At 35.0% G+C, this 15,871-nt stretch carries 13 protein-coding genes and 2 tRNA genes; 4 read left to right on the forward strand and 11 right to left on the reverse strand.

The features are described 5' to 3' along the window. Positions 1 to 23 precede the first annotated feature (23 nt). Positions 24 to 1,103 carry a chorismate synthase gene (gene aroC / locus EMTOL_RS15975; protein WP_015030348.1) on the reverse strand — a complete coding sequence of 360 codons (1,080 nt, stop codon included), beginning with the start codon at positions 1,101 to 1,103 and terminating at the stop codon, positions 24 to 26. A 68-nt stretch (positions 1,104 to 1,171) separates the two neighbouring features. Continuing rightward, positions 1,172 to 2,548, reverse strand: a complete 1,377-nt coding sequence (locus tag EMTOL_RS15980) for a BatD family protein (protein ID WP_015030349.1) — start codon at positions 2,546 to 2,548, stop codon at positions 1,172 to 1,174. A gap of 34 nt (positions 2,549 to 2,582) precedes the next feature. Here EMTOL_RS15980 and EMTOL_RS15985 point away from each other — a divergent pair, with 34 nt between their 5' ends. Beyond that, positions 2,583 to 3,611, forward strand: coding sequence for a WD40/YVTN/BNR-like repeat-containing protein (locus EMTOL_RS15985; protein WP_015030350.1), 1,029 nt, complete (start codon positions 2,583 to 2,585; stop codon positions 3,609 to 3,611). Positions 3,612 to 3,664: 53 nt separating this feature from the next. Here EMTOL_RS15985 and EMTOL_RS15990 read toward each other — a convergent pair. The 5 genes from EMTOL_RS15990 to EMTOL_RS22245 form a co-directional block, all read right to left on the reverse strand. Continuing rightward, positions 3,665 to 3,738, reverse strand: a tRNA-Arg gene (locus EMTOL_RS15990). 60 nt (positions 3,739 to 3,798) lie between these two features. Then, positions 3,799 to 3,872, reverse strand: a tRNA-Arg gene (locus tag EMTOL_RS15995). A gap of 79 nt (positions 3,873 to 3,951) precedes the next feature. Continuing rightward, a complete protein-coding gene (gene nuoK / locus EMTOL_RS16000) occupies positions 3,952 to 4,257 on the reverse strand; it encodes an NADH-quinone oxidoreductase subunit NuoK (RefSeq protein ID WP_015030351.1) in 306 nt (101 codons plus the stop codon). Position 4,258: 1 nt separating this feature from the next. Beyond that, positions 4,259 to 4,822, reverse strand: coding sequence for an NADH-quinone oxidoreductase subunit J family protein (locus EMTOL_RS16005; RefSeq protein WP_015030352.1), 564 nt, complete (start codon positions 4,820 to 4,822; stop codon positions 4,259 to 4,261). After that, positions 4,815 to 5,870 (reverse strand): 4Fe-4S binding protein, encoded by a 1,056-nt coding sequence (locus tag EMTOL_RS22245; RefSeq protein WP_015030353.1) that lies wholly within the window; start codon positions 5,868 to 5,870, stop codon positions 4,815 to 4,817. The genes EMTOL_RS16005 and EMTOL_RS22245 overlap by 8 nt, the downstream gene beginning before the upstream one ends. A gap of 199 nt (positions 5,871 to 6,069) precedes the next feature. Here EMTOL_RS22245 and EMTOL_RS16015 point away from each other — a divergent pair, with 199 nt between their 5' ends. Together EMTOL_RS16015 and EMTOL_RS16020 are read left to right on the forward strand one after the other, a co-directional pair. Next, complete coding sequence (locus EMTOL_RS16015; protein ID WP_015030354.1) at positions 6,070 to 7,650, forward strand: NAD(P)/FAD-dependent oxidoreductase; 1,581 nt, start codon at positions 6,070 to 6,072, stop codon at positions 7,648 to 7,650. A 122-nt stretch (positions 7,651 to 7,772) separates the two neighbouring features. Next, positions 7,773 to 8,396, forward strand: a complete 624-nt coding sequence (locus tag EMTOL_RS16020) for an NUDIX hydrolase (protein WP_015030355.1) — start codon at positions 7,773 to 7,775, stop codon at positions 8,394 to 8,396. Here EMTOL_RS16020 and EMTOL_RS16025 read toward each other — a convergent pair. Next, a complete protein-coding gene (locus tag EMTOL_RS16025) occupies positions 8,393 to 9,628 on the reverse strand; it encodes a BamA/TamA family outer membrane protein (RefSeq protein WP_015030356.1) in 1,236 nt (411 codons plus the stop codon). The genes EMTOL_RS16020 and EMTOL_RS16025 overlap by 4 nt on opposite strands. Before the next feature lie 313 nt (positions 9,629 to 9,941). On the opposite strand from EMTOL_RS16025, the gene EMTOL_RS16030 reads away from it, so the two are divergent. Beyond that, positions 9,942 to 13,286 (forward strand): ThuA domain-containing protein, encoded by a 3,345-nt coding sequence (locus EMTOL_RS16030; protein WP_015030357.1) that lies wholly within the window; start codon positions 9,942 to 9,944, stop codon positions 13,284 to 13,286. 260 nt (positions 13,287 to 13,546) lie between these two features. Here EMTOL_RS16030 and EMTOL_RS16035 read toward each other — a convergent pair whose 3' ends face one another. From EMTOL_RS16035 to EMTOL_RS16045, 3 genes are all read right to left on the reverse strand, one after another. Further along, entirely contained in the window at positions 13,547 to 14,050 is a 504-nt protein-coding gene (locus EMTOL_RS16035; RefSeq protein ID WP_015030358.1) for a hypothetical protein, read from the reverse strand. A gap of 46 nt (positions 14,051 to 14,096) precedes the next feature. Continuing rightward, the gene (locus EMTOL_RS16040) at positions 14,097 to 14,993 is read right to left on the reverse strand and encodes a DUF6454 family protein (RefSeq protein WP_015030359.1); all 897 of its coding nucleotides are present in this window, start codon (positions 14,991 to 14,993) and stop codon (positions 14,097 to 14,099) included. A gap of 97 nt (positions 14,994 to 15,090) precedes the next feature. Next, positions 15,091 to 15,696, reverse strand: a complete 606-nt coding sequence (locus EMTOL_RS16045) for an outer membrane beta-barrel protein (RefSeq protein ID WP_015030360.1) — start codon at positions 15,694 to 15,696, stop codon at positions 15,091 to 15,093. Positions 15,697 to 15,871 lie beyond the last annotated feature (175 nt).

Consider the following 15,871-nt stretch of genomic DNA (forward strand, 5'->3'; position numbering starts at 1 on the left):
ATTTCTTCGCCCATTTTAATGTCTTACACTTTGTTTGTTTTGGCTCTTAAGCTGAAATCGGCAAGAACTAAAGCGGCCATTGCTTCAACAATTGGAACTGCTCTAGGCAAAACGCAAGGGTCGTGTCGGCCTTTGCCCGAAACGATTACTTTTTCGCCTGCCTCATTAATACTTTCTTGGTCTTGCATAATTGTAGCAACAGGTTTAAAAGCTACTTTAAAATAAATATCTTCTCCATTCGAAATTCCTCCTTGAATACCACCAGAAAGATTGGTTTTAGTATGAACTTTGCCATCTTCTCCAATAAAAAACTCATCATTATGTTCTGAGCCCAATAACTCAATTCCTTCAAAACCACTACCATATTCAAAACCTTTCACTGCATTGATACCTAGCATTGCCTTACCAAGTTCTGCATGAAGTTTATCAAAAACAGGCTCGCCCCAACCAGCAGGAACACCTTTGATAACACAAGTGATGATGCCTCCAATTGAATCTCCCTTTTTACGAATTTCATCAATGTAATCGAACATCTTCTGGGCCATCTGTTCATCTGGACATCGAACGGCATTGTTGTCTGTTTTAGATAAATCTAATTCCCAATATTGTTTATCGAGTTTTAATTTACCAACCTGAGAAACATAAGCAGTAATAGAAATAGCATCATTATTTAATAATAATTTTGCTAATGCTCCAGCAGCTACTCGTGCAGCCGTCTCTCGTGCAGAGCTTCTTCCACCACCTCTATAATCTCGATTGCCATATTTTACGGTATAAGTATAGTCGGCATGCGATGGGCGAAATTGCGTAGCAATATGGCTATAATCTTTAGAGCGTTGATCTTCATTCGGTATGACCATCGCAATTGGTGTACCAGTAGTTTTGCCTTCGAATATCCCAGAAAGAACTTGAAACTCATCAGACTCTTTGCGTTGAGTTGTTATTCTCGACTGACCAGGTTTACGTCTATCTAACTCATTTTGAATAAATTCTTCATTAAATTCTACTCCAGCAGGACAGCCATCAACTATAACACCAATCGCTTTTCCGTGTGATTCTCCGAAAGTTGATATTTTAAAGATTTTTCCGTAAGTACTACTCATTTCTAATAATTTGATTTAAAATGAATGAATTGCAAACTTTCAATTCATGAGACTAAATATTAATCAACTTAGTCATTGGTTGTTTTCTTTTTTTTACCCCAGTTAAATAAATACAAACTTCCTAAAAGCATGCTAATAATTAAGAAGTTTGAAATATTCTTAAGCACTTCTTGATAATTGCTTTCAGTTTTGGAGGTATCAAGTTTATCAATACCTGCAAAAATATCATCGGAGGTATCCGTATCTTTACTGGTAATTGTTTTGCCTAATACTCTTATTTTGAGGTTTGATTTTAGGGTATCATAATTGCCTTTTTGAGTATTGAAAAATACCCAAAAGAAATATTTATCGAGTTGGTATTGTCCCGAATCTTTTGGTAAGACTCTATATCTAAATATTTTCTCACGAGTTTTTGTGCTACTAGAATTTACTTGTTTGATTTCAGGGGGATAAAAATCAAAAAAACTATCATTTACAGGCGAATTTACATTGACTGTCGAGAAATTTCCGTCTCCGATAATTTTAAATTCATAACCAAAACTTTTACCAGTATTTAGTTTTCGTGTTTCAATTTCTTCAACTAAACTAAAATTTCCTGAAGCAACTTTGTCTTTTAGAGGGTGGTCTGGTAAGTCAATAACATTAATTTTTTGTGGAGTATCTTTGAATGTAATTTTCTCCTTGATGCCATTTTTCTTGAGTGTTTGAAGCATGTTTAGCTCAACCGCAGGCACAAAGACAGGTTTGTTATTAAGAGGGTAGTAGGTTGCTTCAAAAAACTTAAAAGCAAGGTATTGTCGACCATTAATCAAACTTGAAACGCCTCTAATATCGGTTATTATGCTGCGTTCTTCTAAACAATCAGCCGATTTTATTTTTTTTGCAATGGCATCTACTTGTGCATTCAAATCATCAGGAAAATCCATTTGAATGGTATTGTTTTCTGCAACATAGAATGCTAAAGAAACTTTAAAACCTTCACCCACATATACCTTGGGTTTATCAATACTCATTGCCAAAAAGGCATTATTTTTTGTTTTTTCCAGAGAAATATTTTCGTTGAGGTCTTCCTCTTCGCTTTCTGGTGAGTTTACGGTTATTGTAAAAGATTCGGTGATATAATCTCTATTGTTAATCGTGAGCGTAAATGCTGGAATTTTAAACGTGCCTTCTCTAGTAGGTGTATAATTTTGAGTTATTGTATAACCCAAAGGATTTTTTGAAAATACCTTTTGTTTAGCTCCTTTATTGAAGCTTGGAAGGTCAGGAAAAGTATTGATTACAGATTTATCAGTGTTACGGATGAGTACTTTTATTGTAAAGTTTTCATCAATAGAAATATTTCTTTTGCCCAATTCAATTTTGGTATCATCTTGTGCAAAAAGAAAATTGCTCACCCAAAAAAGCAATAAAATTGAGAAAATATGTAACTTTCGACCGTTCATTTTACAAAAATAACCACTATTCCGATTGTTTACTATGTTTCGTTCGATTTTTAAGAAAAGTACTATTCTAGTTTTAGTAATTCTATTTACAAATTCATTATACGCCCAGTGGGTAAAACAAGTTTCAGGAACTGATGCCTCATTTCGTTCGATTCATGCCATTAGTAAAAAAGTAGTATGGGCAGGTGGGACTAACGGAACAGTTTTAAAAACTACTAATGCAGGTGCTCATTGGGAAGTTATAAAGGTATCAGGAGCTGAAAAACTTGATTTTAGGGATATTTATGGGGTAAATGAAAAGATTGCCTACATAATGAGTGCTGGAAATGCTGAAGATGGAGCGGCTAAGATTTATAAAACTATCAATGGTGGTATTAGTTGGGAAGTAGTTTTAGAGTATAAACAGAAGGGTGTATTTTTTGATTCGATGGATTTTTGGAATGAAAAAGAAGGTATTTTAATTGGCGACCCAATTGATGATAAACCATTTATATTAAGAACATTAGATGGCGGAAAATCTTGGTTAAGAATTGCAAAAGAGAACCTTCCTTTAATAAAAGAAGGTGAAGCCTCTTTTGCAGCAAGTGGGAATTGTGTTGTTACAAGGCCTAATGGAAAGGCATGGGTGAATACACAAAATAGAATTTTCTTTACGTCTGATAAAGGAGAAACTTGGCAAGTATCTGAAACACCATTTAAGAAAGGACAAACTGCAGGAATTTTTGGGTTACATTTCTGGAGTGACGTTCAGGGAATTGCGGTTGGGGGTGATTATAAAAACGATAAAGCTGAGTATGAAAATGTGGCCTTGACAAATGATGGTGGGCAAACATGGAAGTTTCTACCATCGGCTCAACCTTATGGTTTGAAAGAGGCTGCATCAAGATTACCTAATGGAAATATTATCTTGGTTGGCACTTCAGGAACAAGTCTTCTAGAAAAAGATGAAGAAAATTGGAAAGCATTAGATGACTATTCATTTCACACAATTTCTTGTTTTAAAGACGCTTGTTGGGCAATTGGTGCAAAGGGCAATTTAGCAAAGTTTACAACAAAGAAATAACCATTTAATAGTAAACAAAAAAAGGTCTTCAATGAAGACCTTTTGATTTTTTGTGACCGCGTAGGGATTCAAACCCCAAACCTTCTCATCCGTAGTGAGACGCTCTATTCAGTTGAGCTACGCAGCCTTTTTACTAAAATCTGATACTAGTTTTGTACTACAGGTAAGTAATACTTAATCTATTTTGTGACCGCGTAGGGATTCAAACCCCAAACCTTCTCATCCGTAGTGAGACGCTCTATTCAGTTGAGCTACGCAGCCTTTTTATTTACTTTAACTCTTTCCCTTATTTTGGGACTGCAAAGGTAGTGCTATTTAATAGTATTGTCAAGCCTTTCTTTTACTTTTTTAGAAAATTGATTTCATTCAAATCTAGATTCTTGAAATAATCATATAATTTCAGAATTATGGCCAATGCAATTGTGATTTCTGAAGCTGCAACCACCATTACAAAAATAACAAACATTTGTCCTTGTAACCGATTAGGGTCATATTGACTAAAGGCTACAAAGTTTAAATTGACCGCATTAAGCATCAATTCAATACCCATTAGCATTAAAATCGCATTTCGCTTGGTAACTGCAACTGCGAGGCCAATTGAAAATAGTAAAGCACTAATAATTAGGTAGTTTTGTATATGAATCATTTTAATTTTTTTCCTTTTTTGCTATATATACTGACCCAATTAAGGCAGCCAAAAGTAATATTCCAATTACTTCAAAGGCAAAAATATAATCGGTCATTAGGTTTACTCCAATTTGTTTAACAGTACTGCTTTCTTGCATTTCTTTTCCAATAATGTGGAAATTAGCTTCAAAAATGATTTTAATAAATCCCAAAAAAAGTAAAACAGCCACAATAACTGCCCAAAATCTATTATGGTGTTGTACTTCAATCTTATTAGGTTGGAGATTTTGGCGTTGCATTTTTTTGTTATTCGTAAGCATGATACCAAAAATCATCAGTATTAGAATTCCGCCAACATAAATCATAATTTGACTAACGGCTAAGAAATCGGCAGCTGCAAAAACAAAGAGTCCAGCTACACCCAAAAGGGTAAGTAATAGACTAAATGCAGCATAAAGAACATTTTTAGTAAAAAGCAAAAACAAAGCTCCACCTACAGTAATGGTCGCAAAAACAAAAAAAGAAATTTGTTTGACCAAAGCATAATCAATATTTTTTAAATAATCTTCTAACAATTTAGTCAATTTTTTTAGGGGTTATTTTCATTGTAGGCTTAAAAGCAGGTTTGGGCTTAGGTGTTTCATCATTGTTTCCCGAAGCGTTATTTTCTGTTTTTTGCTCTACTTGCTCGCTAGTTTTAGCAACTGGTTTGAAAGTAGGCTTAAAAGCAGGTTTAGGCTTAGGTGTTTCATCGATATTTTCCGAAGTTTTATTTTCTGTTTTTTGCTCTACTTGCTCAGTAGATTTAGTAACCGGTTTGAATGAAGGTTTAAAAGCAGGTTTAGGCTTAGGGGTTTCCTGATTATTTTCCTGCGTCTTATCTTCTGTGTTTTGTATTGCATTCGGAATAACTTTATCAAATTCCTGCTTTGCTTTTCTTGAATTCTCAGTTTCTTTATCTTCTACGGTAGGCTTTGGAGTAGTTTTGAATGCTGGTTTAAAGCTAACTTTTGCTTTTGGAGCTTCTCCTTCGGTACTTTCTTTAGTTTCTTGCTTCGCTTGTGGTGCTTTTTTTAGTGCTTCTTTTTCTTCCAAATATTGCTCATAAAGTTTGCGTTTGGCATCTGCTTGCTCTTCTGTGAGATTAGAAAATTGAAAATTCATTTGAGAAATATCAAATACACTGAAATCATACTCATTTGTCATCGTAAGACATTCAGTCGGGCAAACACTTGTACAAAGGCCACAAAAACAGCATTTGGCCATATCTATGTCAAACTTAGCTGCATAAAGTCTAATCGGAGAGCCATCAGATGCGTAATTGATAATTTCTGCTGATTTGATAGGTTCAATTTCAATGCAATCAACTGGGCATATTTTGGCACATTTGTCGCAAACAATACAATCATCAACTTCACAATCAAGTTGATAGCGGCCATTGTCAGGCACAGGTAATGTTTGATGAGGGTATTGGAGAGTTACGATACCAGTTTTCAAATCGAAGTAATTTGAGTTTTCTACAGCAAATGGCTGGCGACTGTTGCGAGCTTGCCATAAATGGCGAAGTGTAAGGCTCATACCTTTAACAGTTGTTCGAATTCCTCGACTAATATTTTTAAAATAAGCGGACATTCAGTGATTGATACGCGTGTTTTTATGAATCTTGCAAAGATAAATCAATAGTCTATCTTATTGGTATGTTAAACAATTAATTTTTAATCAAAGTTTAAGCCAATATCTAATTTTAGGTATTTTGAATAATACTTTAAATCAAATTAAAGTATAATGTTTAACTTTGCAAAGAATTTTAGAGGATAAAAACCTTTCTACAATGCAACAAACACTGAATCTTATCTTAGAGCCGGAAGTCGCTCTTGTCGATGTAGTTTTACATCACTATCTTCAATCAAATCAACTCAAAAACGTTGAAAACTTTACTTTTCGAAAAGTTCGTCAATCAATAGATGCACGGAAAGGACAAGTAAAAATCAATCTTGATATAGAAGTTTATCTCGGAGAAGCACCTCCTCCGCTGATGAATTTTAAAAAGGAATACCCCGATGTCACTAATAAGCCACAAGCAGTGATAGTGGGTGCGGGGCCAGCTGGTTTATTTGCTGCTTTGAGATTAATAGAATTAGGCATAAAGCCCATCGTAATAGAAAGAGGAAAAGATGTACGAGCTCGCCGTCGTGATTTAGCTGCAATTAATAAAGACCACAAAGTAAATCCTGAGTCAAATTATTGTTTTGGAGAAGGAGGGGCTGGAACTTACTCTGATGGGAAACTTTATACGCGTTCTAAAAAGCGAGGTGATGTTCGAAGAATATTAGAAATATTAGTCGCTCATGGTTCAACTCCTGAAATTTTGTTTGATTCACATCCTCACATTGGTACAAATAAACTCCCTTATGTGGTTGCTGATTTACGTGAAAGTATTTTGAAAGCCGGCGGTGAAGTTCTTTTTGATACAAAAGTAATTGACTTTATACTCGCTAATGGCGAAATGAAAGGAGTAGTTACTTCTGATGGCAAAGAAATTCACGGAATAGGAGTTATTTTAGCAACAGGTCATTCTGCCCGTGATATTTTTGAATTACTTCATAAAAAAAGTATTTTAATTGAAGCAAAACCCTTTGCGATGGGTGTGAGGATTGAACATCAGCAAAGTTTGATAGACCAACATCAGTATCATCGTCAAGAGCGTGGCCTCTTACCTGCGGCTTCATATAGCTTGGTTGCACAGACTTACTACAAAAATATCCAACGTGGTGTTTTTAGTTTTTGTATGTGTCCGGGTGGATTCATTGTTCCAGCCGCAACCGCTGAGGGAGAACTGGTAGTAAACGGAATGTCTCCATCGCGTCGAGACTCTAAATATGCAAATTCAGGTGTAGTAGTAGCAATAAATGAAGTAGATTGGCAAAAATACAAACATTTAGGGCCATTAGCAGGTTTAGAACTACAGAAAGAGGTCGAGCGAAAAGCTTGGCAATTAGCAGCTAGTGCACACAAGGTTGCGGTTTCACAATTTGCTCCAGCACAACGACTGAATGATTTTTTGAATAATAAAGTTTCTCGAGAATTACTTCCTACCTCTTATCAACCGGGATTAGTTTCGATGGATATGACTGAAGTTTTACCAGATATTCTTGCTCGTCCATTACAAGATGGAGTTCGAGAATTTGGTAAAAAAATGAAAGGATATGTAACCAATAATGCTCAGTTGATAGGTATAGAAAGCCGAACATCATCACCAGTTAGAATACCTCGTGAAAAGGAATCATTAGAGCATTTACAATTAAAACGTTTGTTTCCTTGTGGTGAAGGTGCGGGATACGCGGGTGGAATAGTATCGGCTGCCATGGATGGTGAACGCTGTGCCGAACAACTTGTGAGAATATATGGTTAAAACAAAATAAATTTTTATATTGCAAAGACAATTGTTTCCATCAAACTGAGTAATTATAAGTTTAATTTCTGAAATATTAACTTACTTTATTGCTCAATATAGACTTAGCTTAGAGAATTATCGTGAATTTTGTTGAATTTATAAATACACTTAGTAAACGATTAGCCGAGAATAAGCTTCCCGGGCATGAGGAGATAATGAAAAGAATGTCTCCTTATCGTCTGCGAGTAAAAGTCGAGCCAAACGGAAGTACACGTAGAAGTGCGGTATTAATGATGTTTTACCCAAAGGGTGAAGAGATATTTCTTCCTTTAATTTTACGTCCCCAGTACGATGGTGTTCATGGTGGCCAAATGGCTTTTCCGGGAGGTAGAGTGGAGGCGAATGATAGAGATATTCAAGCAACTGCTCTACGTGAAGCTCAAGAAGAAATTGGAATTAAGGCTACGGATGTAAAAGTTGTTAGGAATCTGACAGAATTATTCATTCCCCCTTCAAATATGTTTTGCCAGCCCGTGGTTGGTTATATGCCTTATCGCCCAGACTTTTATCCTGATGAAAGAGAAGTGGCTGATATTTTTGAAGTTTCAATTTCTGAATTACTCGACCCTTCAATTGTTCAGATTAGAACAGTCGAAACTCGTGGAAATACACTTGAAACGCCTTGTTTTGTTATTCAAGACCAAATTGTTTGGGGAGCCACCGCTTTAATGATTGCTGAGTTAATCGAAATTCTGAAAGACTAAAATACTTCATTGATATTGAATACAAAACCCTTCGAACCTCCAATACCAATACCATAGTCAAAGGCAATTGTCGTGTTGCTGATTTTGTTCCATTTTACTCTAATTCCACCACCTCCACCCGGAATGATTTTACTCATACCCCCGTCAGGATAATTTTGAACACTTTGTGTATTTCCAAAAACAACTCCTCTCAAAAGCCCATTTTTTGTAATAGAAAAACGGTACTCTGTTTCAAAATATAGCAGAGTTTTTCCTCTAAATCTTCCAATTGGATAACCACGTCCTGTATTATAATAAGCATCCCAACCGATACTTGGTAAATCGAAGTAAGGGGCATCTCCACCAAACGAAATCCAATCGTAACTCCAAAGTGCTAAAATATTCTCAGAGTTTTGTGGAAAACGAATGTATTTTCGAAAATCAAGGATAACAGATTGCCAGTTTTGGTTACTACCCAAAAGCGTACTATTGTAGCGATATTGGAAATTGGCATAATTACCATTGGTAGAATTTGTACTATTATCTCTGCTATCATGCTGTAAGTTAAATGATAAGCCAGAAGAAGTTGATTTTGGGCCAAAACCGTATGTTTTCAAATCAGTTCTAAGACCTTCGTTTTCATTAGTTTCTTTGATTTTCCAGTGGAAATCGAGGTGATACCCTATACCAATATCAAACTTTGGAGATATTTTCTTCAATGCAACCTGATATATTCTAAAATGCTTATAATCAACCATGTTGGCATCGTCGAGAGTGGTATTCCCTCCTAAACCAAAAGTTGTAGATGGGAATTTATAAAACCTAATATCACCAAGTAGATTCAACTTATTCCCCTTAGTCCAGATATTGGTATTCAAAATTGAAATTAGCTGTTTGTATTGAGAGTAATTAGTGAATGTCCGAATACTCGATGGTTTAGTTTCTGCTTTTGGGCTAACTCTGAAAATGTTAACAGTGTTAGCTCCACCCATAAATCCTGTTACGATTGAGTAATTGAAAGAAGGGAGAATAGCAAACGTACTCTTAGATTTGACTTTACTTTGTGCAGGAGTTGGTAACGCATTTTCTTTTGCAAATACAGCTTTAATTATATCTTTTGCATCAACTTGCTTGATTAAATTGTTTGTAGAGTCAACTTTGGCTTCACCTATTGAGTCATTTTGAGCAAAACACAAATGTTGGTTTGCAGAAAAAAATAGGAATAAAAATAATATTGGGTGAAAATATCTCATTTTAACGAAGAAACGCAACTATTTGATTAAACATCAATGATGCGTGAGGTTCGTGCTCAATTTCATGGCATTAAACGCTCGATAAGTGTATTAGTAATATCTTTACGCAAAAACATACAAATAATTGTGTATTAATCCATTTTTAATTTTCTGTAAATTAAAATTTTGATTTAGTGTATAATTGACAATTATTCAATCTTTTTTTCTTTATCTTTGTTTAATTAAAAACTATTTAGTTAAAACAGTTAAAAATAGTTTTTCGTTGCAACAAACTACGATAATTAATTTTAACCCTCAACCTACATCATTTCAAATGAAAAAAGTAATCATGCTCTTTGCACTTCTCTTGGGTGTAATAGGAGTGCAGGCTCAGAAACGAGTTTTAGTCTTTTCCCTAACAAGAGGTTTTCACCACAATTCAATCAAAGAAGGTAATCAGTTTTTTCTTGAATTAGGTAAAAAACAAGGTATTATTATTGACACAACTACTGACGCTCGAAAGTTTAATGAAGAAAATCTGAAAAAGTACAGTGCAGTTGTATGGTTAAGTACAACTGGTGATGTCTTGAATCCTGCTCAACAAGCTGATTTTGAGCGATATATTCAAGCAGGCGGAGGTTATGTTGGAATCCATGCCGCCTCTGATACCGAATATAACTGGCCTTGGTACAATGAGTTAATGGGTGGGTATTTTGCGAGTCATCCGGGCGGTAGAGTATCAAATGTTCAGAATGGTAAAATGATTACACTTGATAAATCATTTCCTGCTTCTGCTCATTTTCCTGATACTTTTGAGCGTAAAGATGAGTTTTATGATTTTAAATCTTTGAAAAAAGATATTCTGAAATTTATAGTTAGAGTAGATGAAAGTAGTTATGAAATGGGTAAAATGGGAGATTTCCACCCAATGGCTTGGTACCACGAATATGATGGGGGAAAGGCTTTTTATTCTAACTATGGACACACACCTGAAACTTTTAGCGAACCGCTCATGATGGAGCATTTTTGGCAAGGTTTGAAATGGGTGTTAGCTGATAAACTTGATTACACAAAAGCTAAGTCACAAAGAGCTCCAGAAGAAAATCGTTTTGAAAGAACTACTTTGATTAATAACCTTGATGAACCTACCGAATTGGCCGTGATGCCAAATGGTAAAGTTATTTTTGTTGAACGTAAAGGAGCAATAAAAGTATGGAATCCAACGACAAAAAAGGTAAAAGTTGTTGGTCAAATGCCCGTTTATACAAAGTTTGAATATGGATTGATGGGAGTTGGAGTTGACCCAAATTTCTCACAAAATAATTGGGTTTATTTCTATTACACACCAAATGAAACACGTGAGGTTACAAAAGATAATTTTCTTTCAAGGTTTGAGTATGACAACCAAAAAGATACTGTTGTTTTCTCTTCGGAAAAAGTAGTATTAAGAGTTGAAGTTAAAAGAAATGAGTGTTGTCATACTGGTGGTTCTATTGACTGGGATGCAACTGGTAACTTATTCTTATCAACTGGTGATGATACCAATCCGTTTGCTTCTGATGGTTATGCTCCAATAGATTTCCGTGATGGCCGCGATGGTTGGGATGCTCTTCGTTCTTCGGGAAATACAAATGATTTACGTGGTAAAGTTTTAAGAATTACGCCTCAGAATGATGGAAGCTACAAAATTCCGGCTGGTAATTTATTCCCAGTAGGTAAAGAAAAGACTCGTCCAGAAATTTATGCAATGGGAATGCGAAATCCATATCGTATTGCAGTAGATAAGCGTTCGGGCTATTTATATTGGGGTGATGTGGGCCCTGATGCTGGTAAAGGAAATGATAAACGTGGTCCTGAAGGTATCGTAGAATTTAATCAAGCTCGTAAACCAGGTTTCTATGGTTGGCCAATTTTTACAGGCCCTAACTTTGCATATAATCACTATAATTTTGAAACAAAAGAATCTGGTGAGAAATATGACCCAGCAAAGCCAATTAATGATTCTCCACATAATACTGGATTAAAAGAGTTGCCAGAAGCACAAAAAGCGTGGATTTATTATGGATATGGAGATTCTAAATTATATCCTGAGTTTGGAAAAGGTGGCTGTAATCCAATGGCGGGTCCAGTGTATTACTCAGGCGATTATGACAATAATCCCAAAAAATTCCCAAGTTATTTTGATGGTAAATTCTTTGCTTATGAGTGGATGCGTGATTGGATTTATTTAGTAAGCATGGATAAGGATGGTAATTATACTGGAATGGAGCGTTTTATGCCTAATACAAAGTTCTACCACCCTATGGATATGGCTTTCTCTAAAGATGGACGTTTATTTGTATTAGATTATGGTATGAATTGGTTTGCTCAAAACGAAGAAGCTACGCTTTCTGTAATTGAGTATAATGCGGGTAACCGTAAACCTTTGGTTTTTGCTAAAGCCGACAAAAAAGCTGGTGCGGCTCCGCTTACCGTAACATTTTCATCGGAAGGTACTTTAGATTACGACAAAGATGCTCTAAAATATTCTTGGAACTTTGGAAAAGGCTTACCTGTAAGCACACAAGCAAATCCTAAGTTTACTTTCACAAAACCAGGCGAATATGAGGTAGTATTGACGGTAACAGATGCTGTTGGCAACAAGGGAATGCAATCTGTTCGTGTTAAGGTAGGAAATGCTGAGCCGAAAGTAAATATTGCAGTGAAAAGTAATAAGACATTCTTCTTTGATGAACAAAAGATTGATTACGAAGTAAATGTGTCGGATAAAGAAGATGGCTCAATTGACAAAGGTATTGATGCGAGTGATGTAGTGGTAAATATCAATTATTTGGAAGGTTATGATAAAACCATGATTGAGCAAGGACATAAAGAAAATATGAACTTTGCAGCGGGTAAAAGATTAATCGACCTGAGCGATTGTAAGGCTTGCCACTCTGTTGAAAAGAAATCAATTGGACCCGCATATATTGATGTAGCTAAAAAATATCGTCGTGGACAAACTATCATTAACCAATTAGCCGAAAAGGTAATTAAAGGTGGTGGTGGTGTTTGGGGCGAACAAGCTATGGCAGCTCACCCTCAAATTTCATTGTCAGATGCTCGTGATATGGTTGATTATATATTATCATTGAATGATACTAAGAAGGCGTCGCAACCAGTGAAAGGAATGTATGAGACTGCTGCTCATAAAGGTAAAAAAGAGGGAGCTTACATTATTCAAGCAACTTATACAGATAAAGGTGGTAAGGCGGTAGGTCCACTCACAACTTCTGAATCAGTAGCTTTGAGAAGCTCGAAAGTTCGTGCAATTGCATTCGATGAGGCTAAAGCTATAAGTAAATTTAATGTTGAGGCATTAGGTGGCGAAATCGCAATTGCCAATGAAGATGGAAGTTATTTTGCGTTCAAGAATATTGATTTAACAGGTGTGAAAACGCTATCTATTGGAGCAGTTTCACAGAAAGGACAAAGTGTTGGTGGTAAATTAGAGGTTCGTGTTGGTTCTCCAACGGGTACTTTATTGGCGGAAAAAGAAGTTTCTGAATCTAATATGGCTCCTTTAAAAATCAGTTTGAACACAAGTGGTCAGCAAAATCTTTACTTTGTATTCAAAAATCCAAAATCTGAAGGAAAACCACTTTTTGGTGTAAGTACAATTGATTTTCAGAATAAGTAATTTGTTTTGATTACTGAAATATGAATTATCTCGAAATTAAATAAGACTCAATAGTCTTATTTACAAGAAGGCGATTCATTGCCATTTGGGAAGCTCCATCTGTTTTGGAGATGTATTAATTCAAAAAATGACTTTAGTCTAATGTTAAGTTTGACTAAAGTCATTTTTGTTATGTATAAATATTCGTCAGTTAAAACAGACCGTAGTAATAAATCATTTCTCTAACTAAATTTGTGATGCCTCATGTTTTCATCATAAATTTATCTTATAAATCTTCTCCACCCTAAATAAATCAAAGCAAATAGCACTGCAAATACAACCAATAAGTATTGAAAAGGTAAGTAAGAGAATACAACAATATGGATTTTTTCCAGTAACCACATGAGCAGCATGGTAGTAAAAAGCATAAACCATAAGCCTGAAATTTTATCAAAGCCAGGTACAAGCGATAAATCCACATTTCTACGAATGAGAAAAATGGTTAAAACCATGACAATTATTGGTAAAATCTGCAAATAGACATCGGTTTGCATCACATCGCCTCTTTGAAAGAGAAAAAAATAGGCATTGAGAGCAACAGCAAAAATACCTGGAATACTTACCAAGTATATAAGTGTAGCATACAAATATTTCCATGGTGAAAGATGACCTTCGTCTTTTCCTAAAATTCCTGCAATAGCAGCTGAGGACGGAATAATTAAGAAATAAAAAAGTAAAAAATTCGGATTTTCGCCAATCTGTTGGAATAGTTCTCGTAGTGTCATATTTAGTCTAATTCAAGCAAGTGTAAATGATTTAAGTAGAGTTAAACTACTCAATTTTAGCCACATATATAAACAAAATAGAAGCTTCATCATCGTCAGGAACAAAATATGCTTTGATACCTTCACTATTTTGTTCAACCCAAAATGGATTATTGGTCATTGCTAAACCTGTTGGCGACCATAATTTGATTGGAACTTGAAAAATAGGTCGTTTATCAACCAAATTTATTATTTCAAAACCGCCTAATCTTACTATTGAGCCATTTGGTTGTGCATATTTTTGAAAACCAGAACATAGCATTTGATGTTGACCGAGGTAATGGCAATCTTGGTAATCAATATAAAAAGATGGATTTTTTACGCGAATATTCTCATGTATAATATTAGCTTGTAAATGCTTATTAGATGATTTTAGCTCCCATTCATAAAAATTTCTTGACCCCCAACTTGCTCCATGAATTTTCTTGTTTTCAGCATCATATACAATAGCACCAATGTGGTCTTTAGCTCTTAAAACCTCAGTTATTTGAAGTGTTTGTGCATCAACTTTATAAATAATAGATTGGCTATAAGGTCGATATTCGGCCACTGGAATCCAAATGAATTTACCATCAAAGTCTATACCTCCAGGGTGGTAAATACTACCTTCGCCAAGTGTAATTTTGGTAATTAAATTTCCATTACCATCAAATTTGAATAAATGACCTTTACCTTCCCCAGTTCCTCCATTAATAGGTTTTTGTATTACTTCTACCGAACTCATAAAATAATAGTCACCTACTTTTACCATTCCTTGTGGATGATAGGTGGGAAATTTTAGCGGAACAGAGCTTATTTGAGTCCAAACTGTATTGGGAGTAAGTTTCGTTACTTTTTCAATAAGCTGAGCTTGTGAAAAAATAATATTCAGTAAAAAAAGTGAGAAAGTTAGAAATAGCCGCATACATTTCTTGATTTTAACAAATATAGTCATTAGCGGTATATAAAAAGAAAAATCCCTCTGGTAGGAGAGATTTTTCAATTCAATATTTTATCAATAATTACAAAATCTTGAAACCAACCGTAAATTGCCAACCTTTATCTTTGAATTGATTATTGCTTAAATTCAAGGCAGAAACTTCTGATAAGCTACCAACTTTTCTAAGGTCAAAATTAATTCCAAGAAGTTTAACACCAACTCCCAGTTGATACCCCAACGCAGCATTTTTAAGAGTTTCATCGTTAGAAGTTAAATCTTTGAGAGCATCTTTTAGTTTTTGGTCTTCTGAAAGTTTAAACGAAGCAACTGGTCCCGCATTAATTCTAAAAATTCTTAAAAACTTAAATCCAACTAAAACTGGCACATCTAGGTTATTGTATGAAAATTTCAATTTTTGTCCTTGAATATCAATTGTGCCACCTTTTTGTGCTAATAGTACTTCTGGTTGTAGATAAACTTTGTCACCAAAACGTGTCCAAATACCTGCTACATAGCCAGTTTTGGTATCATAACTTTGAGAAATGTTTTTCCCAAACGAGCCTGCATCAGTATAAATCTGATTAAAAGTAACTCCTCCTTTTATTCCTAATTGAAAATTCTTCTGAGCAAAAGTATTTGTAAACAGGCCAAACAAAGAGAAAAGAGTAATAACCGCGATTTTTTTCATGTTAGTTTTTGTTAAAATATTAGTAAACGTAGAAAAAAATAAAGTTTGAATCATAAAATCTACAGGAATATTCAGCTAAAAAATCGTGCCATTATAAGTGAGAAACGATTATCTGAAGTCGTTTCGAGGAATTAACGTAGATTATTTGCAAATTCGTATCTTATTAACGAATGAT

Origin of the sequence: Emticicia oligotrophica DSM 17448 (assembly GCF_000263195.1) — a bacterium.
Lineage (GTDB): Bacteria > Bacteroidota > Bacteroidia > Cytophagales > Spirosomataceae > Emticicia > Emticicia oligotrophica.